The sequence below is a fragment of the Nonomuraea sp. PA05 genome, assembly GCF_008086045.1.
Classification (GTDB): Bacteria; Actinomycetota; Actinomycetes; order Streptosporangiales; family Streptosporangiaceae; genus Nonomuraea; species Nonomuraea monospora.
The window spans coordinates 128,259-151,427 of sequence record NZ_VSEY01000001.1 but is presented as its reverse complement, the minus strand read 5'-3'; the positions used below and the strand labels follow the sequence as shown (position 1 = coordinate 151,427).

The 23,169-nt window shown below is 71.8% G+C and carries 26 protein-coding genes and 1 pseudogene; 12 read left to right on the top strand and 15 right to left on the bottom strand.

Translation table 11 applies throughout. The annotated features are described in order from the left end of the window. Positions 1–54 precede the first annotated feature (54 nt). The 7 genes from FXF51_RS00700 (at position 55) to FXF51_RS00670 (ending at position 6,284) form a co-directional block, all read left to right on the top strand. Positions 55–285, top strand: a complete 231-nt coding sequence (locus tag FXF51_RS00700) for a hypothetical protein (protein WP_148432230.1) — start codon at positions 55–57, stop codon at positions 283–285. Between the two features lie 146 nt (positions 286–431). Then, a complete protein-coding gene (locus tag FXF51_RS00695) occupies positions 432–689 on the top strand; it encodes a hypothetical protein (protein WP_148432229.1) in 258 nt (85 codons plus the stop codon). Positions 690–804: 115 nt separating this feature from the next. After that, a complete protein-coding gene (locus tag FXF51_RS00690; protein WP_187414080.1) occupies positions 805–1,968 on the top strand; it encodes a hypothetical protein in 1,164 nt (387 codons plus the stop codon). Next, positions 1,965–3,065 carry a JmjC domain-containing protein gene (locus tag FXF51_RS00685; protein ID WP_148432227.1) on the top strand — a complete coding sequence of 367 codons (1,101 nt, stop codon included), beginning with the start codon at positions 1,965–1,967 and terminating at the stop codon, positions 3,063–3,065. Before FXF51_RS00690 ends, FXF51_RS00685 begins: the two co-directional genes overlap by 4 nt. Continuing rightward, a complete protein-coding gene (locus tag FXF51_RS00680) occupies positions 3,062–4,276 on the top strand; it encodes an arginase family protein (protein ID WP_148432226.1) in 1,215 nt (404 codons plus the stop codon). The genes FXF51_RS00685 and FXF51_RS00680 overlap by 4 nt, the downstream gene beginning before the upstream one ends. Continuing rightward, the gene (locus tag FXF51_RS00675; RefSeq protein WP_148432225.1) at positions 4,273–5,688 is read left to right on the top strand and encodes an MFS transporter; all 1,416 of its coding nucleotides are present in this window, start codon (positions 4,273–4,275) and stop codon (positions 5,686–5,688) included. The genes FXF51_RS00680 and FXF51_RS00675 overlap by 4 nt, the downstream gene beginning before the upstream one ends. After that, complete coding sequence (locus FXF51_RS00670; RefSeq protein WP_148432224.1) at positions 5,652–6,284, top strand: 2OG-Fe(II) oxygenase; 633 nt, start codon at positions 5,652–5,654, stop codon at positions 6,282–6,284. The genes FXF51_RS00675 and FXF51_RS00670 overlap by 37 nt, the downstream gene beginning before the upstream one ends. Here FXF51_RS00670 and FXF51_RS62340 read toward each other — a convergent pair. Together FXF51_RS62340 and FXF51_RS00665 are read right to left on the bottom strand one after the other, a co-directional pair. Beyond that, on the bottom strand, positions 6,262–6,387 hold the full coding sequence (locus tag FXF51_RS62340; protein ID WP_262379225.1) for a hypothetical protein: 126 nt from the start codon (positions 6,385–6,387) through the stop codon (positions 6,262–6,264). The genes FXF51_RS00670 and FXF51_RS62340 overlap by 23 nt on opposite strands. Before the next feature lie 103 nt (positions 6,388–6,490). Then, a complete protein-coding gene (locus FXF51_RS00665) occupies positions 6,491–7,438 on the bottom strand; it encodes a LysR family transcriptional regulator (RefSeq protein WP_148432223.1) in 948 nt (315 codons plus the stop codon). A gap of 88 nt (positions 7,439–7,526) precedes the next feature. Here FXF51_RS00665 and FXF51_RS00660 point away from each other — a divergent pair, with 88 nt between their 5' ends. The 4 genes from FXF51_RS00660 to FXF51_RS00645 are packed head-to-tail and all read left to right on the top strand — an operon-like array spanning position 7,527 to position 10,924. Continuing rightward, a complete protein-coding gene (locus FXF51_RS00660) occupies positions 7,527–8,450 on the top strand; it encodes a zinc-binding dehydrogenase (RefSeq protein ID WP_148432222.1) in 924 nt (307 codons plus the stop codon). Further along, on the top strand, positions 8,447–9,427 hold the full coding sequence (locus FXF51_RS00655) for an alpha/beta hydrolase (RefSeq protein WP_148432221.1): 981 nt from the start codon (positions 8,447–8,449) through the stop codon (positions 9,425–9,427). Before FXF51_RS00660 ends, FXF51_RS00655 begins: the two co-directional genes overlap by 4 nt. After that, on the top strand, positions 9,424–10,170 hold the full coding sequence (locus FXF51_RS00650) for an SDR family oxidoreductase (RefSeq protein ID WP_148432220.1): 747 nt from the start codon (positions 9,424–9,426) through the stop codon (positions 10,168–10,170). The genes FXF51_RS00655 and FXF51_RS00650 overlap by 4 nt, the downstream gene beginning before the upstream one ends. A gap of 49 nt (positions 10,171–10,219) precedes the next feature. Then, positions 10,220–10,924: a site-specific integrase gene (locus FXF51_RS00645; RefSeq protein ID WP_187414079.1), complete on the top strand. Its 705-nt coding sequence runs from the start codon at positions 10,220–10,222 to the stop codon at positions 10,922–10,924. A 491-nt stretch (positions 10,925–11,415) separates the two neighbouring features. On the opposite strand, the pseudogene FXF51_RS62335 reads toward FXF51_RS00645, so the two are convergent. After that, a pseudogene (locus tag FXF51_RS62335) lies at positions 11,416–11,647 on the bottom strand (integrase core domain-containing protein); the annotation flags it as partial. 240 nt (positions 11,648–11,887) lie between these two features. On the opposite strand from FXF51_RS62335, the gene FXF51_RS00635 reads away from it, so the two are divergent. After that, positions 11,888–12,652, top strand: coding sequence for an SDR family oxidoreductase (locus FXF51_RS00635; RefSeq protein WP_148432218.1), 765 nt, complete (start codon positions 11,888–11,890; stop codon positions 12,650–12,652). A 26-nt stretch (positions 12,653–12,678) separates the two neighbouring features. Here FXF51_RS00635 and FXF51_RS00630 read toward each other — a convergent pair whose 3' ends face one another. From FXF51_RS00630 to FXF51_RS00575, 12 genes are all read right to left on the bottom strand, one after another. Then, on the bottom strand, positions 12,679–13,218 hold the full coding sequence (locus tag FXF51_RS00630; RefSeq protein ID WP_148432217.1) for a hypothetical protein: 540 nt from the start codon (positions 13,216–13,218) through the stop codon (positions 12,679–12,681). Positions 13,219–13,259: 41 nt separating this feature from the next. Continuing rightward, positions 13,260–13,628: an STAS domain-containing protein gene (locus FXF51_RS00625; RefSeq protein WP_148432216.1), complete on the bottom strand. Its 369-nt coding sequence runs from the start codon at positions 13,626–13,628 to the stop codon at positions 13,260–13,262. A gap of 162 nt (positions 13,629–13,790) precedes the next feature. Continuing rightward, positions 13,791–14,798, bottom strand: a complete 1,008-nt coding sequence (locus FXF51_RS00620) for a helix-turn-helix transcriptional regulator (protein ID WP_148432215.1) — start codon at positions 14,796–14,798, stop codon at positions 13,791–13,793. A 181-nt stretch (positions 14,799–14,979) separates the two neighbouring features. Beyond that, a complete protein-coding gene (locus tag FXF51_RS00615; RefSeq protein WP_148432214.1) occupies positions 14,980–15,978 on the bottom strand; it encodes a ketopantoate reductase family protein in 999 nt (332 codons plus the stop codon). Positions 15,979–16,044: 66 nt separating this feature from the next. Further along, a complete protein-coding gene (locus tag FXF51_RS00610; RefSeq protein ID WP_148432213.1) occupies positions 16,045–16,791 on the bottom strand; it encodes an SDR family NAD(P)-dependent oxidoreductase in 747 nt (248 codons plus the stop codon). Next, positions 16,788–18,077: an MFS transporter gene (locus FXF51_RS00605; protein ID WP_148432212.1), complete on the bottom strand. Its 1,290-nt coding sequence runs from the start codon at positions 18,075–18,077 to the stop codon at positions 16,788–16,790. The genes FXF51_RS00610 and FXF51_RS00605 overlap by 4 nt, the downstream gene beginning before the upstream one ends. Further along, the gene (locus tag FXF51_RS00600) at positions 18,074–18,967 is read right to left on the bottom strand and encodes a polysaccharide deacetylase family protein (protein WP_148432211.1); all 894 of its coding nucleotides are present in this window, start codon (positions 18,965–18,967) and stop codon (positions 18,074–18,076) included. The genes FXF51_RS00605 and FXF51_RS00600 overlap by 4 nt, the downstream gene beginning before the upstream one ends. Positions 18,968–18,985: 18 nt before the next feature. Continuing rightward, on the bottom strand, positions 18,986–19,975 hold the full coding sequence (locus FXF51_RS00595; RefSeq protein WP_222871060.1) for an Lrp/AsnC family transcriptional regulator: 990 nt from the start codon (positions 19,973–19,975) through the stop codon (positions 18,986–18,988). A 126-nt stretch (positions 19,976–20,101) separates the two neighbouring features. Then, positions 20,102–20,719, bottom strand: coding sequence for an ATP-dependent Clp protease proteolytic subunit (locus FXF51_RS00590; RefSeq protein WP_148432209.1), 618 nt, complete (start codon positions 20,717–20,719; stop codon positions 20,102–20,104). Between the two features lies 1 nt (position 20,720). Beyond that, positions 20,721–21,284 (bottom strand): ClpP family protease, encoded by a 564-nt coding sequence (locus FXF51_RS00585; protein ID WP_148432208.1) that lies wholly within the window; start codon positions 21,282–21,284, stop codon positions 20,721–20,723. Positions 21,285–21,449: 165 nt separating this feature from the next. Beyond that, on the bottom strand, positions 21,450–22,313 hold the full coding sequence (locus FXF51_RS00580; protein WP_148432207.1) for a DUF2268 domain-containing protein: 864 nt from the start codon (positions 22,311–22,313) through the stop codon (positions 21,450–21,452). A 50-nt stretch (positions 22,314–22,363) separates the two neighbouring features. Next, positions 22,364–23,137 (bottom strand): hypothetical protein, encoded by a 774-nt coding sequence (locus tag FXF51_RS00575; RefSeq protein WP_148432206.1) that lies wholly within the window; start codon positions 23,135–23,137, stop codon positions 22,364–22,366. Positions 23,138–23,169: the final 32 nt, after the last annotated feature.

Below are 23,169 nucleotides of genomic sequence, written 5' to 3'. Positions count from 1 at the left end.
GCCGTCACCCACCTGTATCTGAAGAACAACCGCCGCATCAACGCGCTGATCACCGTGATCTGCCTGATCGAACGCCAAGTCCGCCACGCCCTGGCCGCCCAGGACAAGACCAAGGTCGCAGGCTTGTCCGCCAGCCGTCCCGCCGCCGTCGTGTCCTTCATCGCCGGCGCCTCCGCGCAGAGCCCGACGCTGTTCAACGCGGCCGGCTACGCCATCCCGGGCGGCATCTTCTTCCTCATCCCGGCCCTCCGCCCCGGCCGCGCCGCGCGGGCGGGCGACACCTGAGCCGTCAGCAACCGGTGGCCCAGCGGCGGGGGCCACGGATTCGCCCGGTGAATGTCCGGAGAATGCCCGGTCGGTGACCTGGGCGAACGCCCTTCCACGGGTGAAGACTCAGCGATAACGCCCTCAGCGGCACAAGAAAAGCCGGCATGCCCGTGACGCTGCGGCACGGGTTCTCCCGCGGTTCGGAGCCGCTGATTCCTGTTACCGGGTCCGTGCACGTCGCGGGCCCGCGACAACAAGAAGGGAATTACATGGAAATGACGTCGCACAACGAATTCGACCGGCACGAAGGGCGGGGCCCCGTTCTCGTCGACATCGCGGACATCATCGTGTCGGAGGAGTCGGTCGCCGCCTTGCAGGACCGGCAGCTCTGGATGCGGCCGCAGCGGGACGTCGGTCACTGATCCGCAAGCCGGTGGGCGCGGGACTTGTCTGAGCACAGGATGGGTTCCCGCGCCCGCCGGGCTGGTCAGGCGGCTTGACGGGACCATTCACCGCACGATTCCGGAGGTCTGAGATTTGCTGGACGAAGGCACCTGGCGGAAACTCTGCGAGCGGGACGGGCCGCATTTCGCCGAACGCGTGCACATTCCCGGCCTGATCCGCGAACCGGACGTTCTCGCGGACCTCGTTCTCGGCGCTCTCCGGGCCGCCACCACCAGAGTGGACGGCGACGACACGGATCTGCCCGCCATGAGAGCGTTCCGTGACACCTGCCTCGACTATGACGCCTCGGAAAAACTGATATCGGGGGCGTTTTCCGGGCGGTCCCCGGTCCATTCCTGGCTTTCCACCCGCACCGGAAAGAACGACATCTGCCTGGCGATCAACGGCCTGGACTCCTGGGACGCCGAGCTCGCCGAGCTTCTCTACACCGGCTTCGTCCTCCCGCTCGAATCGGCGGGCGTTCCGCTGACGAGAGGGGTGGACTGGTACTGCTTCGTGGCCAGTTCCGGCACCACCCCGTTCGGCGTGCACACCGACCCGGAGCCCTCCTTCATCTTCCACCTCGGCCCGGCGGCGAAGACGGCGTGGACCTGGCCAGGTCTGAGCCTGCCGGCACTCGGCCAGGGGCGCCCGCACACGCTGGACGCGGAGCCTCTTCTGCCGTCGGCGGACAGCGTCCGCCTCGCGCCCGGTGACTTCCTGCTGATCCCGGCGGGGATGTACCACCTCTTCCGCAATGACGGCCCGTCGCTGTTCCTGGGGCTCACGGTGTATCCGGAAGATCCCGGGCAGACCGCCACGGACGCGCTGTTCCACCAGCTGCGCCGCCGGAACGCCCAGCACCAGGAACAGGCCGACGGGGATCCGGTCGCCGGCGCGATCGATGCCTTCCGGGACGCCCTCGGCGACGACGGCGTCGAGCGGGCCGTGCGGCGACAGGCGATGCTCCGCCGGTCGTGCGGGTACGGCTCGCCGCCCCGGTTCCCCGGCAGAACCAGCGATCAAGGTCCACCCTATACAGTCACCCGCCTGCCGGTCGTGATCGCCGACCACAGCGTCTTCGCCCTGGGAAGAGAGCTCTCCGTCGATCTCGGTGAGCTGGCCCGCCTGCTGAAGCCCGGCGTCCTCGTCGGCGCCGACGAGCTGCGCGACGCGGCCACCACGCCAGAGCTGCGAGCCGCTGTGCGGGCCCTGGTCCGCGTGGGCGTCCTTCGGAGCGTTGGGACACAGTCATGACATTGTCGTGGGAGAACATCGTCGACGCGCTCGGCGGGGAGTCCGTCTGGCGCAAGTCGTTCGGGAACGAGCTGCTGGTCGGCCGGGTCCCGCAGGGATCGTGGCACGCGTCGCTCGGATGGGGCGTCATCGACCACATCATGAGAACGACCACGATCGAACCGCTGATGATCCGCTTGTCGTCCGAACCCATGGCCTATCCCGGCACCTACATCAGCACGCGGATCGACGGCGGCGACATCGTGCACCGCAACTGGCGTTACGGCGCCATGGTCGAGTACCTCCGCTCCGGCGCGACCCTCGTCGCCAATAGGGCCGACCGCCTCCACGTGGGCCCTGCTCGCCTGCGGGAGGAGTTCGAGTACTTCGCCGACGACCCGGCCTGGGTGAACTGCTACGCCTGCTGGACGACGCAGTCAGCGTTCGGCCGCCACGCGGACGGCCACGCCACGGTGATCTTCCAGGCGGAGGGCAGCAAGCACTGGCGGATCTGGGAGGGCTCCGGGCCCGGCGCGCGGCTGATCGAGGAGGCGGACATGCACGCCGGCGACGTGTGGCACATCCCCCGGGGATGGGACCACGAGGCCACCGGCATCGGGCCGAGCCTGCACTGGACCTTCGGCCTGCACGCGTCCACCCCCGAAGATCTCGCGCGGACCGCGCTGGACGCCTGGTCCAACCGGCCCAGGACCGAGGGGACGCCCGATGACGGCGGCGAGCTCGACTCCCTCATGACCGCCCTGGCCTCGGACGTGCACCGGGCGCGGGAGGTGCGTTCCGCGCAGTCGCTCGAAAGGCGCGAGGGCCTGTCGCTCCCGTGGTCGGTGGAGAGCGTCCCGTACACCGGTACCCGGCTCAGGTGGGCGGCCCGGTTCCCGCCACTGGTCGAGGCCGGGAACGGCCTGATGGCGATCGAGAGCCTCGGCGTGCGGCTCAGGATCGACTGCCGTCTCGCACCCTGGATGAACGAGTGGTCGGCGGGGCGAACCACGCTGCGCGAGGACACGGCGGGCATCGCCCTGACCGACGCGGAGATCGACCAGGCGCTTGACTCGCTGGTCCGCGCCGGGCTCCTCCTGGTCGAGCAGGCCTGGTGAGCCTCGCCATGACGAGCGTGGACCAGTCCGGGGCCCCGTGGGTCCTCAACCCGGCGTTCCGGATCCAGGGCGGCGACCTCGTCAACGAGGCCGAGGGCACGCGGCTCACCTTGACCCCGCCCCTGCGAGAGCTGTGGGAGCTGGGGGAACGCCGTGACGGCGCGCCAGCGGTGCGGCTCACTGAGGAGGCGGAAAAGGCCCTGCGCAGGATCCGCCTGATCGTGCCGCCGGACGCCTCGGCGGCGGCGACCGGCGGGCTCGCGCGGCCGGCCGGGACCCCGCTGTCCCTGCCCGCGGGCACCAGGGCCGCCGCGGCCGTATGGGGACTGATCGGAGCGCCGGTGGATCTGGGAGGCCCTCCCGGCCCCCGGCCCAAGGACGCCGTCCCCGTGATCCGCCAGGCCCTCGCGGGCAGGCTCCGGCTTCTGGCCCAGCCGGGCACCTGGTCGTGGACGCTGCGGGCCCGGCCGGCCGAGGGACTGCCCGGCCTCGTGGATCACGGTGACCTCGCGGTCCATGCGCAGACCGACACGGGGGCGGCGGCCCACGAGCGGCTGCGGGCCCTCGTCGGCACCGTCCTGGCGCAGGGCCACCGGCCTCTGGTGATCGGCGGGGACCACTCGATCGGCTACCCGGTGATCAGCACGGTCGCGGGCAGGCATCCGGCGCTGCGCGTCGTCCACTTCGACGCGCACGCCGACCGCCGCCCGGCCGGGAACGCGGTCACCGCGGACTGCGGGAATTTCGTCAGCTGGGTGCTCTGCGAGCATCCCCACGTCGAATGGCTCACCATCGGCGTGCGTGGCGTCGACACGAACCTGGACCAGGCCACGAACGGGCGCGTCTCCTACCTGACGGCCGACGAGGCCCGCGCGCCTGAGGCGGCGGACACGATCGCGCGGTTCTGCGCCGGCGCGCCCGTGCACCTCACGGTGGACATCGACGTGCTGGACCCGGCGTACGCTCCCGATGTCGTCTATCCCGCCGGCGGCGGCCTCGACCCCGCGACGCTGACGGCCCTGGTACGAAGCGTCGCCGCAGCGGGCCGCTTGGTCGCGAGCGACCTGGTGGAGGCGTGCCCCTCCCCGTCCGGCCGCCACCTGACGGCCGCCCATCTGGCCGATCTCGTGGAGACCGTCCAGCTCGCGGAGGCGGGGCAGGTGGTGGGGCGGGGCTCGCCGGTGCACGATTTCGCCGGAGAAGACGCATGACCGACGCTCCCGCCGTACCCGGCTCGCCCCTGTCGTCGCCGCTCTACAGGGTCTACCTGGCGGGGCAGGCGGTCTCACAGCTGGGGGACGGAATCGTCTCGGTCACCTTCGCGTTCGCCGCCCTGGCCGTCGCGCCCGACGGGCGGGGCATCCCGATGGTGCTGCTGGCCCTGTGGCTGGCGAGGTTCGTCTTCATCGCGTACGGAGGCAGCCTGCCGGACCGGGTCGGGCGGTTGCCGGTCATGTTCGGCGCGGACGCCGTCCGCCTGGCCGCCCAGGTGTTTCCGGCGATCACCTTCGCCCTCGGGAGCCCGGAGCTCTGGCACCTCGTCGTGTCCGCGGCCGTCTACGGCGCGGCGACGGCCTTCTTCACGCCGGGCGCCGTCGGGCTGCTCCCCGAGCTGGTCCGCCCCGCCCAGCTGCAGAAGGCCAACTCCTGGCTCGACGTCGCCGGGGACACCGGACGGCTGGCCGGGCCCGCGCTCGCGTCGCTGCTGGTGGTGGTGGGAGGCGTGCCGCTGGCGCTCTTCTTCGACGCCGCCACCTTCGTCGTCTCCCTCGTCTCGCTCGCCTGGCTGAGGCGGCTGATCCGGGCCCGGCCGCCGCAGCGCGGACCCGCCGAGGACGATGACGGCGGCGCGGGGGAGCGCGTGCGGTTCCTCGACGCGGTGCGCGTCATGCCCCGCCTGCCGCTGGTCCTGGGCGCGATCCTCGTCTGGGTTCCGGTGCAGGTCGGGCTGGCCTCGGTGAGCGTGCTCGGACCGATCACCGTGCAGGACAGGTTCGGGAGCATCGAGCAGTGGGGCGTCATCGTGACGTTCCTGGCCGCGGGCGGGCTGCTGGGAGCGCTGGTGAGCGGGCACGTGCGCGTCGAATGGCGTGGGCTGCTCACCGTCGCCCTGCTGGTCGTCTCGATGCCGGTGCAGCTCCTGGCTCTCGCGTACGGCCGGCATCTGGTCGTGGTCGCGGGCGCCCTGTTCCTGGCGGCTCTGGCGGCGGGGGTCGCCGGGGTCGTCTTCGACACCCTCGTGCAGCTCACGGTCCCCAAGCCGATGTTGTCGCGGGTCGGATCGTTCGAGACGACCATGACCACGGCGATGGTGCCGCTGGGCTTCGTGATCGCGCTGCCGTTCGCGAACCTGGTGGGCCGGACGGCGTACCTGGCCGGGCTGGCGGCCGTCATCGTCGCCACGGCGGCGGCGGTGCTCCTCTGGGCGGTCCCGCGTTCGGGGCTGCGGGACCGCGCTCTCGAGGACGGCGCCGGTGACCCGGCGTGGCAGGGGGTGCCCTCGTCGGCCTCCCCGGGATCCGGTCGCGAGGGCGGCCGAGAAGGCGAGGCGGAAGGCCATGTCCAAGGAGATCAGGAGGCGCGAGCGTGGCAGCTCATGACGGACGGACCGCCGAGGCCGTGACCCTCGTACAGGGGCGGCGGTTCGTGGTGGTCGACAACGCCCTGTCCCAGGACGCCCTGGCCGCCTGGCGGGAGGAGGAGCGGGCCGTGCGGCACCGGCCCACTTTCAGCTCGGTCGATCCGATGTTCGACGGAGTGGCGTTCTACGCCGACGCGTCGTACGCCTCCGCGAAAGCCGGCGAGGAGCACGCCGGAGAGGTGACGTCGGCCGTCAGGAGGGGCCTCGACGCGCTCGGCGTGACGGCGGCGGACAATGACCGGTTCAAGTTCTGGCGGTACGGCCGGGGGTCCGGGCTGGACTGGCACGACGACGGGAGCGGCCGGGGGGCGGCGTACACGCTCTACCTGTCGGGCGAGTGGCGGGCGACGTGGGGCGGCGAGCTGGAGCTGTTCGACTGCCCGGTCGGCGAGGTGCCGTGTGCCGAGTTCGACGTCCCCAAGGACCTGATGAACGCTCCCGTGCCGGCCACGTCCATCGCGCCCCGGCCGAACCGGCTCGTGGTGATGGTGGCTGGCACGTTCCACCGGGTGAGGAAGGTGGAGGCGGGCGCGGGCGACAACCTTCGGCGCTCCATCACCGGCTTCCTGACTCCGTGACGCGCCCCGCCAGGAATGGGGGCGGGGCGGCGTCGACGTTCTTGATCACGTACTCGTCGACGTCCGTCGCCGGCGCCCGCTCCCGATCGGCCCGCAACTGCATGACCGGCTCGATCTCACCGCGGCGTGAGCGGACCTCCGGGCGGGACGGTGCGGTGGTTCAGGCGCCACCTCATGTTTCTCCGCCGCCTACTGATCACAGCTCCTCATGATGTAGTCAATGCGCTGGCGTCCGTGCTGTGGCGTTCGGGTAGCCAATCGCGGGTGGAATCGTGCTCCAGCCACCGGTTGCGCTCGGCCTCCGTCACGAAGGCGCTTGTCAAGGTGTCCAGCAGTGGGTGGCCTCCGTTGTCGCGCCAGAGCAGTGACCAGGCGTACAGCGGTGTGGGGTCGATCAGCGGGATCGAGCGGATCGCCGGATGCGGCGGGAGGGGTATGTCTGCGGGCAGCAGGCTGAAGCGGTGCCTGTCGGCTGCCAGATCGTCCAGGAAGTGGTCCAGTCCCAGGTTCGCGCCTTCGGCGTGCTGGTGGATACCGAAGGCCATGGCGAAGCGGTGCAGGAAGTCCAGCCGGTGGAGCGCGCCGGGCGTCCACAGTACGCCGTCGCGCAACTGCACCGGACGGATCGCGGGCGCGTGCGCCAGCGGATGATCGGCGTGGAGGATCGCGTCCACGGGTTCCAGCCGTACCAGGCGATGGGTCAGCCCGGCGGGCAGCGGCGCGTGGACGCGGCCGAAGGCGGCGTCGATGTCGCCGTGCAGCAGCGCGGTGATCACCGACGGCAGGTCGCGGCCGTGGCCCAGTTCCAGCCGCGGCTCGCCGGTCGCCACCTGAGCCAGGGTGCGCATGGGCGCGTACAGGTGGCCCCACACGTCGATCCGCAGCGGGCGGTGCGTGTCCAGCACAGCCGCCACGGCCACGTCGGCGGCGGCCAGCGCCTGCCGGGCGGGCTCCAGGAAACGCTGGCCGGCCTCGGTGAGGCGCACCCCCTGGCCGCCGCGGTCGAGCAGGCGCCTGCCGAGCGTGGACTCCAGGCGGGCGATCCGTTTGGACAGAGCCTGCTGGGAGATCAACAATTCCTCGGCCGCGTGGCCGAAGTGCAGTTCTTCTGCCGCCTGTACGAACGCGCGCACCTGCGCCAGGTCCAAGTCCACGGCTGTCACCATAGGCGACAACCTATGGTTGTCGGCTCCTCGCTTCCGTTGTTGGCTCAGGCGACCCGCCTGCCGCTTTCATGGCCGCATGCGTAGATTGATCCCTACGGGGGATGCCTCGCGGCCGGTGGAGTTCGCCCAGGCCGCTCAGCCCGTGCCCGCCCCGGACGAGGCGCTGATCAAGGTTGACGCGTTCTCCCCGAATCGCGGGGAGACGTTCCTGCTGGAAACGCCGGAGCCCGGTCTGCAGCCGGGCAAGGACGTCGCAGGACTGGTCGTGCAGGCCGCCTCCGACGGCTCGGGCCCGCCGGCCGGCAGCCGGGTGGCAGGCCATCCACCCATGGGCGGCTGGGCCGAGTACGCGGCCGTGCCCACCCACTCGATCGCCGTCCTGCCCGACGGGCTCACCACCGTGCAGGCGGCCGCCCTGCCACTGGCCGGGATCACCGCGCTGCGGCTGCTCCGCGCGGCCGGCGCCGTGACGGGCAAGAGGATGCTGCTGACCGGCGCCTCCGGCGGAGTGGGGCACTACCTGACCGAGCTGGCCGCCGCGGCCGGGGCGGAGGTGACCGCGGTGACTGCCACGGCGGAGCGCGGCGCGCGCCTGCGCGAGCTGGGCGCCGCCGCGGTCGTGCACGACGTGAACGAGACGGACGGGCCGTTCGACGTGGTGCTGGAGTCCACCGGCGGCGAGGCGCTCCCGGCCGCGCTGGCCCGGCTGGTGCCGGCCGGCCTGCTGGTGTGGTTCGGGCAGGCCAGCCGTACCCCTGCGACGGTGGACTTCTTCGACCTGCTGGCCGGGCCGCAGAACGCCGTGATCCGGCACTTCCACTACGCGGGCGCGCCGTACGGTCCTGACCTGGCCACCTTGGTACGTCTGGCGGCCGGCGGGCGGCTGCACCCCGAGATCGGCCGCACCGCCGACTGGAGCCGCACCGCCGACGTCCTGGTCGACCTGCGGGAACGCCGGATCCGCGGCAAGGCCGTACTGACGATCGGAGCATCGCGATGAGCGCCGCGGACTTCGCCGCCGCCAACCTGTCACGCGCCGCCGGAGCCGGGCTGGACCCGCATGAGTACCTGCGCGTCACCGGCGAACTGACGGACCTGGACCAGTGGGGCGAGGCCTTCATGCGCGCCGCACGTGGGTACTTGGCGCGCGCCGGGCAGGCGGCCACGACGATTTCGGCGGGCGAGCACCTCCAGGCGGCGGCGCGCTGGTTCCACTTCGCCACCCTGGGACCGAACCGGCAGAGCGCGCTCGCGGCGGCCGAGGCCGACACCGCCATGGGACGGGCGCTGGAGTTGCTGGATCCGCAGGCGCGCCGGATCGAAGGGCCGGGCTTCACCGGCTGGTTGCGCGGCCCAGCCGATGCCGCCGCGACGGTGGTGGTGGTCCCGGGGCTGGACTCCGGTAAGGAGGAGTTCCACGACCTCGTCACCGCCCTGCTGCGCCGGGGCCTGGCCGTGTTCGCCGTGGACGGGCCAGGACAGGGCGCACTCGCCGCCACCAGCACCGTCCGCGCCGACTACCACCATGTGATCGGCCAGGTCATCGACACACTCCGCCCGCGGAACGTGGGACTCGTCGGGCTCAGCCTCGGCGGCTACTACGTCGCGGAAAGCGCCGCCCGGGAGAGCCGCGTCGCGGCCGCCGTCACCGTCAGCGGCCCCTTCCGGCTGCACTGGGACGTCCTGCCACCTCCCGTACAGGACCTCCTCATCCAGCGGGCCGGGGGCGAAGAAGCGGCCCGCCGCTTCGCCGGCCAGGTGGACCTGTCCGCCCTCGCCCCGCAGATCACCTGCCCGCTGCTGGTCATCGACGGCGGCCAGGACGTCATCCCCGGCGTGACCAACGGCGAGCCGCTGACCCGCCTGGCACCGCACGGGCACTACATGTGCCTGCCGCATGGTGATCACCTGCTCGGCAACGCCCGCCCCGACTGGCTGGCCACGGCCGCCGACTGGATCTCCGGAGCACTCGCATGACACGCTTCACCGACAAGACCGCCCTGATCACCGGCGGCACGAGCGGCATGGGACTGGCCGCCGCACACCGCCTCATCGCCGAGGGCGCCCACGTGGTCGTCACCGGCCGCACCCGGCAACGCGTGGACCAGGCCACCGCCGTGCTCGGCCCGCGCGCTTTCGGCGTGGTGGCGGACACAGCCGACCTCAAGGCTCTGGACGCCCTGATGAACACGATCAGGACGCGCTTCAGCGGGCTGGACGTCGTCTTCGCCAACGCCGGAGTGGGCGCCTTCGCGCCCTTCGCCGACATCACCGAGACCGACTTCGATCACACCGTCGACGTGAACTTCAAAGGCGTGTTCTTCACGATCCAGAAGGCATTGCCGCTGATCACCGAGAACGGCTCCGTTGTCATCAACGCCTCCTGGACCCTGCACCGCGGCAACGGCATTCTCACGCTGTACTCGGCTACCAAGGCGGCCGTGCACAACCTGGCCCGCACCCTTGCGGCGGATCTCGCGCCCCGGGGCATCCGCGTCAACTCGATCAGTCCCGGATACATCGACACACCGATGTATCCCGCTGCGGCGTTGAGCGGGACGGAGACTACGGCCATCACCGGTCGTATCGCGGCGGGGAGGTTCGGCCGGCCGGAGGAGGTCGCCACAGCAGTGGCGTTTCTCGCCTCCCGTGAGGCGTCCTACATCAATGGCCAGGACCTGGTCATCGACGGCGGCCTTGTGAATGCGATCCTTGCCTGATCATCGTCGGCCCTCGTGGAAATGGGGCGGTTGATCTTTCGCCGGGGCGGTGCGCGACTCCGGCACGTCATCCGGTACATCCCGACGGCCGTCGCGCGGCGACCGGCGTGAACGCGACGCCGAAGGTTTCCGCTCTGCGTGGCGGACACGTCACTCTGGCCACGGCGGCGATGCCTTCCTGGCCACCCCGCGCACGGCCAGCCCCGACACCCACCGCGCCTGCGCCTCGGCCATCGACCGCACCATCGAGCGGCTCGGCCGCGACCGGCCGCTCGCCGACGTGACCGACGCCGAGATCGGCGCCGCGCTCACCGAGCCATGGGGCGAGAGCGCGCCAGCCACCTGGAACCGCAACCGCGCCGCCGTCATCTCCTGGCTGACCTGGTGCCAGACCAAGAAGCACTGGGCCGCGCCCTCGGTCCCGGCCGACGCCGAACGCCGCAAGGAGAGCGTCGACGAGACCCGCGCGGTCGCCAAGACCACCATCCACCGGCTACTGTCGCGCCGCGACATCCCACTGCGCGAGAAGACCCTGTGGCGAATGCTCTACGAGACCGCCGCCTGGGCCGCGGAGATCCTGGCGCTCAACGTCGAAGACTTGGACCTGGAGCATAGGCGGGCGCCTGTCCAGGCCAAGGGCGGCGCGATCAAATGGGTGTACTGGGAGCGCGGCACCGCCCATCTGCTGCCACAGCGCCGCCACCCCACCTCGGCGGCCACCGAGGCCCCAGCACCCCGTCGCCGTACCCACTGATCAGCGACTTCTCCGAGGCGGGAAGGGACGCTGCCCCTTTCACTCGTACTTGGTCTGGCCCCACCCAGGTCATGCCTTCGGGCACCTTCGCCGCCAGATCGTCGCCCGGTTTGATCTGCGAGACCTGGATCTCCTCCAGGAACACCTGAATGCGCTGACCTCCGCCCGTCAGGCTGGCCCACAGGTCGGCCTGGTTGTTGTCCAGCGAGCGGCGTGGCCGTCGCGGCTTGGCCGGGCGCAAGGTGCTCTCATGCAGGTCTTGCACTGCTCCACCGGCGTCTGGCCGAGATTTTCCACATGGCTTGCCAGGGCGTCGGGAGCGATCGGCCTTATGGACGGACACGGCGACGACCTCACCCGTTCCGACCTTGCGCGTCTCGGTGAAACTGAGCGCGCCGGCACCGGCGTACCGCTCCTGCCGTAACCGCGTTTGCAACGCCTCCAGCTCCAGCAGGGTCACTGCGCTCCGGCTCCGGGTGGAGTCCGCCTGCTGACGCAGTTCGTCCCGCTGGCGCCGTCTTCTCGTAGTCGATCGGGCTGAGCTGGCCGAGGTGGGAGTGCCGTCGGACCGTGTTGTAGCGGGTGATCCAGCGGAACACGGCCAGGCGGGCGGTGCGGGCGTCAGGCCAGCGGTGCGCGCCCTGTGGCGTCTCACGTTTCAGACTCGCGTTGAAGGACTCGGCCGCCGCGTTTGTCGGCACTGGTGCCGAACGCGCCACGCGAGTGTGCGCCGCGGCCCGCAGCGCGTCCACGACGAGTTCGGCGCGCACCTGATCGGCGATCGACCGGGCCTTCCCCGCTCCTCCCTCCACCCGCACCACCCCGCCCACCAAAGGAGAAACAGGAGCTCAGCGACGTGTCCGGAGCATGGACAGCGGCATTCACTCGCGCGATCGGGGGATCGCCGATCCCCCGATGACCGCTCTCTGCACCCGCACCGGAAATCGCGCCAAGCTCAAAGACATGAACATCTCCGGAAACACCATCTTCATCCCCGGCGCCACCAGCGGCATCGGCCTCGCCCTCGCCCTCGCCCTCCGCGCCAAGGGCAACACGGTCATCATCGGCGGCCGCCGCACGGACCTGCTCGACCGCATCGCCGCCGAGAACCCCGGCCTCGGCACGGTACGCATCGACACGACGGACGCGGCGAGCATCGAGGCCGCGGCCAAGCAGGTGCTGGCCCGCCACCCCGGCCTCAACGTGCTGATCACGATGGCCGGCATCATGCGGATCGAAGACTGGCGGCGGCCCGAGTCGTTCCTGGCCTCGGCGGAGGAGGTGGTGACGACCAACGTGCTGGGCCCGATCCGGCTCATCGCCGCGTTCGTCGAGCATCTCCAGACGCGGCCGGGCGCCACGATCGTCACGGTCTCCTCGGGTCTGGCGTTCGCGCCGCTCAGGGTGACGCCGAGCTACAACGCCTCCAAGGCCGCGATCCACATGCTGAGTGAGTCGCTGCGGCTGCAGCTGGACGGTACGGGGGTGCAGGTCGTGGAGCTGGAGCCGCCGTCCGTGCGGACGGCGCTGCTGCCCGGGCAGGAGGAGAGCGAGTTCGCGATGCCGCTGGAGGAGTTCGTGGCGGAGGTCGTGGAGCTGCTGGAGACGCAGCCGGACGCGAAGGAGATCCAGGTGGAGCGGGTGAAGTTCCTGCGGTACGGGGAGGCGCGGGGTGATTATGAGCAGGTCGTGGCGATGCTGAACGCCGCCGATCCGCACGGGAACTAACGCAGGACCGGCCGCGGTTCGGACGTTCACAGGGCGAGCGCGGCCATGAACGTCATGCTGGCCGCCATCCCCGCCGAGCACGCGTCCCGCTCGAACGTCCCGCGATCACCGTGCCGCCCGGCCACGACGCGCACCAGCCGCGCGCACGTCCAGACCACCCCGATGACCAGGGCCGCCGCCGCCAGCCCCCCTGCGCCGTGCGCGTGCCCGGACGGGTCTCCGGCGAGCGCGGGCCCGCCGAGCGCCGCCAGCACCAGCAGCACGGACATGACGACGAAGTCCTGGAGGTGGTGGCCGAGTTCGGCCCGGCGGGAGGGTGAGCCGCAGAGCCAGCCGGCGGTCAGCAGCACGAGCACCGCGACGACGAGGAAGAGCCCGTTCAGATGCCCGGCCGCCATGCCGAACGCCATCGCGGCGTACGGCCACTTCCTGGCGGCGCGCCCGGAGGGCAGCAGGGCGGGCGCGAGAGCCAGCCCGCAGCCGGCCGCCACCGCCACCGCGTGCAGCAGGGACATCAGGCCGTGAGCCGCCACGGTGTTCTCCTCGCTGCCGCCGCCGGTGGTCACACCTATTGGACAGGACAGCGCGGCACGCCGTGACGCCCGGGTCAGGTCGGCCTGGCGGCCGCCTGGTGCTCGCGCATCGCGGTGGCGGCGTGCCGGGCGTCGGGATGGATGTGCAGGGCCAGCCACACCCCGGTGATCTGCAGGACGCGCGCGGGCACGTCCTGCACACCCGCCAGGCGCAGCAGCCCGCCCTGCTCGCGGACGGCGGCGTTCAGCCGTAACAGGACGTGCAGGCCGCGGCTGTCCATGAAGGTCAATCCGGTCAGGTCGAGGACCATGCCCGGCCCCGGGAGGCGGCGCCGCTCGGCGTAGCTCTCCAGGTCGTCGGCGTTGGTGGAGTCGAGCTCGCCCGCCACCGCGATCAGCACGCCGCCGGGCAGCTCCCGGCAGGTCAGCTTCAGGGACGACATGACGCCTTGGCGGCCTGCGGTCGCGGTGCCGGAAGGACGAGCCTGGACGCGGTCGTGTGCATCTGTTCCAGCGTGGGCTCCATCGTCCGGGGGATCTGTGCCGGCACGGCGTCGATCGTTGTCACTTCACTCTTCGCCCTGCGACCGTGCCCGGTCAGCACACTAGGCGAAGGGATCCGCCCTCTGCTGTCCCATCAGCGAAATCGGTTCGGGGTAAACGTGCAATGTGTCACTGGGCGCGCACCCGTAGGCGGCCCGGTAGGACAGGGCGAACTTGCCCGGGTGGAAGAAGCCCCAGCGGGCGGCGATCGCGGCCACCGTGGTCTCGGCGGGGTCGCCGGACCGCAGCTCGGCGTGCGCGCGGGCCATGCGGGCCTGGCGGAGGTAGCGCAGCGGGGTGGTGTTCAGGTGCCGGCGGAAGGCGTACTGCAGGGCGCGGGCGGTGACGCCGCAGGCGGCGGCGATGTCGGCGATGCCGATGGGCATGCCGATGTGCTCGTCGATGAAGGCGACGGCGCGGCGCAGCGTCTGGGGGTGGGCGTCGTGGCGGTCGGCGCCGGTGGCGTCGGACGCGGCCGCGGCGTTGCTGGGCAGGGCCGCCAGGACGCTGGCGGCCAGGAGCTGCCCGGCCGTGGAGACGACGAGCGGCTCGCCGGCCAGGTCCGGGTCGGCCAGGACGTCGTCGCGCAGGTAGGTGATCGTCCGCTGGAGGTGGTGGGCCGCGAGGGCGGAGACGGGCCGGTGTCCCAGCAGCCGCACGGGCCCGGGCGCGCGGTCCCCGGCGGCGCCGGCCACCTCCTCCAGCAGCGCGTCGCCGAGCAGGACGAAGGTGCCGGCCGCGTGGCGGATCCGGCCGGAGTAGGGCCGGTCCGGCGGCGCGAACAACACGGCGTCGCCCGGCCCGAACACCTCCTGCTCCTGGCCCGCGACCTGCTGCGCGATGGTTCCCGACTTCACCAGGAGCAGGCACAGCTTGCCGAGCGGATGCACCTCGTAGTCCATGGTGCAGTCGAGCCGCACCCGGTCGACGCCGATCGGCCCCAGGACCTGGCGGGAGACCGTGGTGCGCGGGCGCTCCGCGTCGGAGCCGAGGCGCATTCTGGCGTAGACCTTGCTGAGGAACTCCTCGGTCTGCCCGAGGTCGCGGCTGTCGAACGTCAACGGCTCCATGGCTCGCCCCGCCCGCGCGTGGCCCTCGCGAGGGCGGCTGAACGACCGGCCATGACGCGATCGTAGCCCGGCGGGGATGCCCTCAGGACGCGAGCAGCTCAGCTCTCAGGGCTCAGCTCTCAGGACGCGACAGCTCTCAGGGCTCAGCTCTCAGGAGGCGACAGCTCTCAGGGCTCAGCTCTCAGGAGGCGAGCAGCTCGGTGAGATGCCGCTCGCTCATCGGCGAGCGGCCCGTCTCCACCTCGGCCAGCCGCGCCAGCATGCCGCTCAGCAGCGGCGTGGCCACCCCCGCCGCCCGCGCCTGCGCGAACACCGGCCGGTAGTGGTCGTGCACCTCGATCGGCCGGTGCCGGACGGCGATGTCGCGCCAGATGCCGCTGCGGTCCTTCGGCTGGGTACGCAGCCACGCCGTCAGCCGGTCGGTCGCCTCCTCCCGCGCCTGCTCAGGCGCCCCCGGCAGGTACGCCCGCGCGTCGAACGCGTCGAACGGCTCCAGCCGCAGCCCCAGCGTGCCCGCCACGGTGAACACCTCGGCCACCAGCGCGTGCATGAGCGGCCGGTGCCGGTCGATCAGGCCGGCCATGGGCGCGTCGGCCAGCGCGGTCGCGCTCAGCATGGCGCCGAACCCGAGCTTGGCCCACAGGTAACCGCCGACGTTGCCGGTGGCCTTGGCGCCGAGCCCGGCCAGGTCGGCGACGAGCCGGTCCACGCGCGGGCTGGAGCCGCCGTCCACCTCGCCGATCACGAACGCGCCCGGCCCCCCGTCCTTGATCACGCCCGGCTCGACCACGTCGGCGAAGATGTTGACGAACGCGCCGACGGTCCGCGCGTCGCCCACGTACGAGGCGATGAGCTGCTCGTTCAGGCCGTTCTGCACCGAGACGACATACCCGTCGGGGGCGAGCCGTGGCGCGATCCAGCCGGCCGCGCCGGCGGTGGCCTGCGCCTTGACGCACAGCAGCACGTGCCGCAGCGGCCCGTCCGCCTCCTCGGGGGTGGCGGCGCGCACCCGGACGCGGCGGTCGCCGTCCGCGCCGCGCAGGACGAGGCCGCCTGCGCGGACCGCCGCCACGTGCGCGGGGTCGGCGTCCACGAGCAGCACCTCGTGCCCGGCCTCGGCCAGGTGGAAGGCGATCGTGCCGCCGATGGCGCCGCCACCGACGATGACATAGTCGTTCATGGCCGTCGCACCCCGCCCGTTCCGTTCCAGTTCATGCCCGTTGCACCCCGTCCGTTCCGTTCCAGTTCATGCCCGTTGCACCTCGCTCGTTCCGTTCCAGTGCAGGGGCAGGGCGGTGGTGCCCGCCGACGCCCCGCCGTCCACGCGCAGGACGGTGCCCGTCACCCACCCGGCCTCCTCGCCCGCCAGCCAGCGCACGGCCCGCGCCACGTCGCCGGGCACGCCGCGCCGGCCGAGGGCGTTGGCCGAGACGGCGGCTGCGTACTCCTCGGTGACCGGGTTGGCGGCGCTGTCGACGGTGACGAAGCCGGGGCTGACGGCGTTGACGCGTACCCCGATCGGGCCCAGCTCGATCGCGGCGGCCTTGGTGAGCATCTCCAGCGCCGCCTTCGACGTGCAGTAGTGCGCCGCGCCCGGGCGGGCGCGCAGCGCGGCGCCCGAGGCGATGTTCACCACCGCCCCGGGACGGCCGGCCGCGGCGCAGGCCCGGCCGAACGCGGCGGTGATCAGCATGGGGGCGCGGACGTTGACGTCCTGCACCCGGTCCCACTGGGCGGCGGTCATCTCCAGGAACGGCGTGGCCGGGTAGATGCCGGCCGCGTTCACCACGACGTCCACCGGCCCGTACGCCTGCCAGGCCCGCTCGACCACCCGTTCGGCGGCCTCGGCGTCGGCCAGGTCGGCCACGATCGAGCGCGGTCCTGCCGCCCGCAGGTCCACGGCGGTGACGGCGGCGCCCTCGGCGGCGTACAGCTCGCACACGCCGGCGCCGATGCCGCTCGCCGCACCGGTGACGAGGACGTGGCGGGTCATGTCAGCTCCTTTCCCTTGGTCTCGGGCATGGTGGCGTAGACGATCACGCCGATGAGCGCGGCGGCGGCCACGTACATCCACACCAGGTCGCGGTGGCCGCTGGAGCTGAGCCAGGTGGTGACGTACGGAGCGGTGCCCCCGAAGATCGCCACGGCCAGCGCGTACGGCAGCCCGATCCCGGTCGTGCGCACCTCGGCGGGGAACTGCTCGGCCATGATCGCCGCGCAGTTGGCCGAGTAGCCGACCAGGAACACCATCCCGACGAGCTCGATGACCAGCAGCGACCCGAACCCGCCGTCGAGGAACCGGAACGCCGGCCAGGCCAGCACCAGGAACCCCAGGGCGAAGCCGACCATCGTGGGCTTGCGCCCCACCAGGTCCGACAGCAGCCCGCCGAACGGCAGCAGGATCAGGAACACCAGCACCGCGATCGTGTTGGCCAGCAGCGCCTGGTTCAGCGGGATGCCGGTGTCGACGTGCGCGTACGTCGGCATGTAGCTGACCCAGACGTAGTACAGCAGCGTCCCGGCGATCGTCACGCCGGCCACCCGCAGCGCCGCCCTGGGATGGTCCCTGACCATCACGACGAGCGGGTTGGCGCGGGTCCTGCCGTCGGAGGCGGCCTTGGCGAACGCCTCGGTCTCCGGCACCGAGACCCGCAGCCACAGGCCGACCAGCCCGAGCAGGCCGCCGAGGACGAACGCGACGCGCCAGCCCCAGCTCTGCAGCGCCGCCTCGTCCAGCGTGGAGGTGAGCACGGTGCCCAGGCCGGAGGCGATCAGCACGCCGCCGCCGACCGACACCTGCTGCCAGGACCCGGCGAACGCGCGCCGCCCCGGCGCGGCGGACTCGACCAGGAAGGCCGAGGAGGTGCCGAACTCGCCGCCCGCCGAGAAGCCCTGCACCAGCCGGGCCAGCACCAGCACGATCGGCGCGAGGATGCCGATGCTCTCGTAGCCGGGGCAGATGGCGATCACGAACGCGGCCGCCGCCATCAGCGAGATGGTCAGCGTCATACCCTTCTTCCGGCCGTACCGGTCGCCGTACGCGCCCAGGATGGCGCCGCCGATGGGCCGCATGAGGAAGCCGACGGCGAAGACGGCCAGCGTGGACAGCAGGCTCACCGTCTCGTCGCCGGAGGGGAAGAACTGCTTGGAGAACACCGCGGCGAACGTGGTGTAGATCGCCCAGTCCACCCATTCGACGGTGTTGCCGATGGCGCCGGCCACGATGGCCTTGCGCTGCTGGGGGGTCAGGCGGGTGACGGGGGTGGCGGTGGCGGTCATGCGGCGTGCTCCAGGACGTACCCGGCGATCTGGGCGTGCGTGGCATACCAGACGCCGTCGTGCGCGGTGATGTGCTCCAGCAACTCGCTCAGCGCGGCCATCCGGGAGCGGTGGCCGATGATGTGCGGGTGCAGGGTGAGCTGGAACAGCCCGCCCTCCGCCAGCGCGCCGTCGAACTCGTCACGCCAGATCGCCGCCGCCTGCCGCGGCGGCGTGTACGGCCGCAGCGCGCCGTAGCGCTCCATCATCAGGTACGGCGCGTCGTCCCTGATCCACTCGACCGGGATCTCCACGATGCCGGTGGGCTCGCCGCCGGCCAGCAGCTCGTACGGCTCGTCGTCGGCCATCAGCGAGGAGTCGTAGCGCAGGCCCAGCTCCATGGTGATGGCCAGGGTGTGGTCGGAGAAGTCCCACGACGGCGTGCGGATGCCGACGGGGCGGGCGCCGGACAGCTTCTCCAGCGTGTCGGCGGCGCGCAGGGCCAGCTCCCGCTCGTCGGCCGGGTCGAGCAGCATGTTGCGCTCGTGGATCCAGCCGTGCATGGCGACCTCGTGGCCGGCGGCCACGTAGTCGCGCACCTCGCCGGGGTGCAGCAGCGCCGAGACCGCCGGCATGAAGAACGAGGCGGGGATGCGGTGGCGCTCCAGCAGGCGCAGCACGCGGGGCACGCCGACGCGGGAGCCGTACTCGCCCTGGGCCAGCTTGCCGGGCCTGGTCTCGCCGTCACGCAGCGGGATCGTCTCGTGGTCGGAGTCGAAGGACAGCGCGACGGCGACGCGGGCGCCGCCGGGCCAGGAGGCGGGGCGCAGGGGGCGGCCGGCGCGCACGCGGGCGACGTGGCCCCGCCAGGTCTGCTCGTCCCACTGCCAGGGCTGCTGCTGTTCTGTCATGGGGAGGGGTTTCCTTACTTACGGTCGTGCGGCGGGGGTGGGCACCCAGGCGCGTTTGAGCGTGGTGAGCTGGAGGGTGACGTCGGCGGCACGCAGCCCGGGCAGGGAGCCGACGTCGTCGGTCAGGTAGCGGAACAGGTCGCCGTAGTGGCGCAGCGCCACCTGCCCCGCCAGGTTGAAGCGTCCGGTGGTGGCCGACAGGTAGCGGGTGGCGGGGTGGCCGGCGAGCTGCTGCCCCGCGCGTTCCAGCAGGCCGGGCTCGACCTCCAGCCACAGCATGAACTCCACCGCGTAGCCGAGCACCTCGGGCTCGGCCAGCGTGCGGAAGCGCAGGCAGCCGCGCCGCACCAGCGACTCCACGCGCCGCTTGGCGGTCGACTCGCTGCTGCCCACGACCTTGGCCAGGGCCTTGTACGACATGCGCCCGTCCTCGCCGAGCGCCCGCACGACGGCGTGCTCCAGCTCGTCCAGCCGCTCGGGGGCGCCCTGCGGGAACCGGTCCTCGAACGGCGGCTCGGCCGCGTCGCGCAGCTCGGCGGTGGCCCGCTCGTCGAGCACGCCGGGGTTCCAGTCGTGGTTGGAGACGAACGTGCGGATGACCGCGTGCGTCTCGCTCTCGGTGACCCGGTCGCCGCCTGGCACGTCGGCCACCATCAACCGGCCGATCTCGGCATGCGTGGGCACCACGAACTCGGCCACGCAGTCGGCGCTGCCCGACACGACGGAGACGAACCTGGCCTGCGGCCGTTCCGCCAGGCACGCGGCCACCTCGTACGTGGTGCCGGGGCGGCACCGGAACCGGCTGAGCACCGGCACGCCCAGGCCGCAGCGCAGCACGTCCACCACGCCGATCACGCGCAGCAGGCCGTTCTCGCCGAGCAGGGCGGCGCGGCGTACCACGGTGGACTCGCTCGCGCCGACCAGCCTGGCGATCAGGCTCCAGGGGGCGCGGCCGTTGAGCTGCAGCGCCGCGACGATCGCCCGGTCCAGCTCGTCGGGTTCTTGCATGCGTTCCATGCTTACTGACGGAATCCCCCGAAAGCAAGCAATCTATGACGTAATCCGCAATTTTTGCCTAGAAAGCGGAGTGGCGCGCCCCTGCTGGGACGCGCCACTCCGCTTCGAGCAGCCTGATCAGCGGGACACGGCCAGTGTCCGCTTCCGCGAGGCGTAGACGTCGTCGATCAGCCGGTAGGCCCGTGCCTGCTCGGCCGTGAGGATGCGATCCCGCTCGATGTCCTTCCTGATCTCCAGCACCCCCCTGCCCGTGTGCCGCGCCAGGATCTCCTCCTGCTGGTCGCGCATCCGCAGGATCTCCCTGGCGTGGATCTCCAGGTCGCTGCCCTGCCCGCGCCCGCCCTCGGCGTGCGGCTGGTGCAGCAGCACGCGCGCGTGCGGCAGGGCGGCGCGCTTGCCGGGCGCGCCGGCCGCCAGCAGGACCGCCGCCGCCGAGGCCGCCTCGCCGATGCAGACCGTGTGGATCTCCGGGCGGACGAACTGCATCGTGTCGTAGATGGCCGTCATCGCCGTGAACGACCCGCCCGGCGAGTTGATGTACAGGTGGATGTCCTGGTCGGGGTCGAGCGACTCCAGCGTCAGGAGCTGCGCCATCACGTCGTTGGCGACGGTGTCGTCGATCGGCGCCGCCAGGAACACCACCCGGTCCTCGAACAGCTTGTTGTACGGGTTCATCTCCTTGATCCCGTACGAGGTGCGTTCGGTGAACGAGGGCAGCACGTAACGGCCGCTCATGTCAGTTCATCCCTTCTGCGATGTGGTCGACGATCCCGTACTCCAGTGCCTCCTGGGCCGTGAACCAGCGGTCGCGGTCGGAGTCGGCCTGGATGCGCTCCAGCGGCTGGCCCGTGTGGTGCGCGATGATCTCGGCCATCCGCCGCTTGGTGTAGAGCATGTTCTCGGCCTGGATCTGGATGTCGGTGGCCGAGCCGCCGATGCCGCCCAGCGGCTGGTGCATCACGACACGGGCGTTGGGCAGCGCGTACCGCTTGCCCTTCGCTCCCGCCGTGAGCAGCAGCTGCCCCATGGACGCGGCGAAGCCCATCGCCACCGTCTGGACGTCACACGGAATGAACTGCATCATGTCGTAGAGCGCCATCCCGGCCTGCACGGAGCCGCCCGGAGAATTGATGTAAAGTGTTATGTCGCGTTGTGGATCCTCGGCCGCCAGCAAAAGCAGCTCTCCGCAGAGGCGGTTGCAAATCTCGTCGTCGACCTCCTGGCCGAGAACGACGATCCGCTCCTTCAGCAGGCGCTGGCTGAGCTGGTCAGGCCAGGCCGCGCGCTGGGTCTCCGTCATGACGGGCGCTCCTTTCTCTGCGTGCCTTTCTGCGGAAAACGCTAGACCCAGCCGTTCGGCGTCAACGAAACTTTTCGCTGGCGGCGCATTTCTCGTAAAGCGCATTACTCCGTCAGCGAATTTCCATTTACAGACAATCGCGGGTGTGAGAAGGGACGCCTCCCGTCAGGGGCGCACGCCCGCGCGCCGCAGCAACTCGGCGGCGGGCAGCACGGTCGCCTCCGCGGCGGTCAGCCCGGTGGCGGCCAGGACACGATCCACCAGGTTCAGCCCCACCGCGTATCCCGCCATGTCGGGAATGCCACGCGGCTCCCCGCCGAAGTTACGCGTGGCGCTGTCACCCAGCACGTACGCCGGCGTGTGCTGCATCCCGGCCAGCTCGAAGTCGGCCGTGATCAGCTCGTAGGCCCGCTCGTAGTCCTCCCCCGTCACCATCGACGACCACGGCCCCATCGCCTCCGGCCCCAGCAGCTCCCGCACGAACGCCTCGGCCAGCCCCTCGGCGAGCACGTGCTCCCCGACGGTCACCGCGACCGGATCCCACACGACGTTGGTGAACCGCACGAGATGGTGGAACTCGTGCACCGCCAGGGCCCCGATCCGCCCGATGACCTCATCCGACGGCCAGGCCAGCAGATACAGCCACTCCGAGCCGCCTCCCATGCCGTAGTATCCGCCGGCCGTGGTCATCAGGTGCTCGTTGTCGGGGTTGCCCAGCGCGAACATGACCCTCACCAGGCCGGGCCGCTTGGCACCGCTCAGCCGTTCGGAGGCGCGGGTCAGCGCGCCGCGCACCTGGCCGAGCACGTCCTGCTCGATCATGCGCCGCACGGCGGGCAGGTAGCGCGGGTCGTCGGCGTCGACCCGGAAGCCGCCGCCGGAGTGGTGGATGTCGACGAGGTCGCCGGGCATCGGGATCGCGGCTCGCGTCGGCGCCATCATCTCCCGCAGCGCGTCGGGCCGCCGCTCGAGCGGCTGCTCCAGCATGGCGGCCATCGCCGTGAGCGTGTCCTCAATGATGATTTCCATGCTGCGGAAGCTAAAGCCTCACGTTACGTGAGGCTCAAGCGATTAATGGCTCACAGCGGCGACTCGTCCCCCGGATCCTCCCCGGGCGAGCGCCCCGGCGTGCTCTGCCCGCTCTCCGACGGCGAAGGCGACTGCGACGGCGACGGCTGCGGCACCGGCGTCTCCGGCGTCGGCGGCGGCGTCGGCACGAACACCGTCGGCGGCAACTGCCGCGGCTGCTGCTCGGTGTCCTGCCGCCCGAGCAGCAGCAACAGCAGGATCGCCGTCACCAGCACGAGCAGCAGCACCAGAGCCAGCGCGGCGAACAGCACCCGCTTGCGGGTCTCGGTCAGCGGCAGCCGCCGCCGGGTGGGCCCCGCCAGCGCCGGCGCGCGATCGGTCAGCCAGTACGGCACGAAGTCAGGCCCGTGCGCCTCCCCGATGAACGTCCCGCCCACCATGACGGGCTCCAGGAACCTTTCGGCCCCCGGCCGTCCCGGCGCGTACGGCACCGCCACCCACGGCGCCCGCCCGCCGTCGAAGGCCAGCACCTCGGGCGCGCCGTCCAGCACGACCCCGCGCGACCGGCCGGAACGCCCCAGCCACCCCCGCATCCCGGACCGTTCCCTGCCGCCCGCCTCGCGCACGGCGGTGACGAACCGCTCGCGCGCCGCGGCGTCGAAGGCCGCGCCCCGGGTGAGCACCGCCACGGACACGGCACGCCCGTCGGGCGCCTGGCCGAGGTACACGAGCCCGGCCGGCGCCGTGTGCAGACGCGCCTGCACGACGTAGGGCCCCAGCCGGGGAGGATCACCGTACTGCAGGGGACTTGCCACGTTTGCCATGAAAGCACAGACGTGGCGTCGTGCACGTTTGC

Excerpts from the sequence above, each read along its gene's own strand:
- FXF51_RS00695 (WP_148432229.1), top strand. The coding sequence starts at position 432 with ATGCCCGTGACGCTGCGGCACGGGTTCTCCCGCGGTTCGGAGCCGCTG.
- FXF51_RS00685 (WP_148432227.1), top strand. The coding sequence starts at position 1,965 with ATGACATTGTCGTGGGAGAACATCGTCGACGCGCTCGGCGGGGAGTCC.
- FXF51_RS00675 (WP_148432225.1), top strand. The coding sequence starts at position 4,273 with ATGACCGACGCTCCCGCCGTACCCGGCTCGCCCCTGTCGTCGCCGCTC.
- FXF51_RS62340 (WP_262379225.1), bottom strand. The coding sequence starts at position 6,387 with ATGCAGTTGCGGGCCGATCGGGAGCGGGCGCCGGCGACGGACGTCGAC.
- FXF51_RS00660 (WP_148432222.1), top strand. The coding sequence starts at position 7,527 with ATGCGTAGATTGATCCCTACGGGGGATGCCTCGCGGCCGGTGGAGTTC.
- FXF51_RS00655 (WP_148432221.1), top strand. The coding sequence starts at position 8,447 with ATGAGCGCCGCGGACTTCGCCGCCGCCAACCTGTCACGCGCCGCCGGA.
- FXF51_RS00650 (WP_148432220.1), top strand. The coding sequence starts at position 9,424 with ATGACACGCTTCACCGACAAGACCGCCCTGATCACCGGCGGCACGAGC.
- FXF51_RS00635 (WP_148432218.1), top strand. The coding sequence starts at position 11,888 with ATGAACATCTCCGGAAACACCATCTTCATCCCCGGCGCCACCAGCGGC.
- FXF51_RS00625 (WP_148432216.1), bottom strand. The coding sequence starts at position 13,628 with ATGTCGTCCCTGAAGCTGACCTGCCGGGAGCTGCCCGGCGGCGTGCTG.
- FXF51_RS00620 (WP_148432215.1), bottom strand. The coding sequence starts at position 14,798 with ATGGAGCCGTTGACGTTCGACAGCCGCGACCTCGGGCAGACCGAGGAG.
- FXF51_RS00615 (WP_148432214.1), bottom strand. The coding sequence starts at position 15,978 with ATGAACGACTATGTCATCGTCGGTGGCGGCGCCATCGGCGGCACGATC.
- FXF51_RS00610 (WP_148432213.1), bottom strand. The coding sequence starts at position 16,791 with ATGACCCGCCACGTCCTCGTCACCGGTGCGGCGAGCGGCATCGGCGCC.
- FXF51_RS00605 (WP_148432212.1), bottom strand. The coding sequence starts at position 18,077 with ATGACCGCCACCGCCACCCCCGTCACCCGCCTGACCCCCCAGCAGCGC.
- FXF51_RS00600 (WP_148432211.1), bottom strand. The coding sequence starts at position 18,967 with ATGACAGAACAGCAGCAGCCCTGGCAGTGGGACGAGCAGACCTGGCGG.
- FXF51_RS00595 (WP_222871060.1), bottom strand. The coding sequence starts at position 19,975 with ATGCAAGAACCCGACGAGCTGGACCGGGCGATCGTCGCGGCGCTGCAG.
- FXF51_RS00590 (WP_148432209.1), bottom strand. The coding sequence starts at position 20,719 with ATGAGCGGCCGTTACGTGCTGCCCTCGTTCACCGAACGCACCTCGTAC.
- FXF51_RS00585 (WP_148432208.1), bottom strand. The coding sequence starts at position 21,284 with ATGACGGAGACCCAGCGCGCGGCCTGGCCTGACCAGCTCAGCCAGCGC.
- FXF51_RS00580 (WP_148432207.1), bottom strand. The coding sequence starts at position 22,313 with ATGGAAATCATCATTGAGGACACGCTCACGGCGATGGCCGCCATGCTG.
- FXF51_RS00575 (WP_148432206.1), bottom strand. The coding sequence starts at position 23,137 with ATGGCAAACGTGGCAAGTCCCCTGCAGTACGGTGATCCTCCCCGGCTG.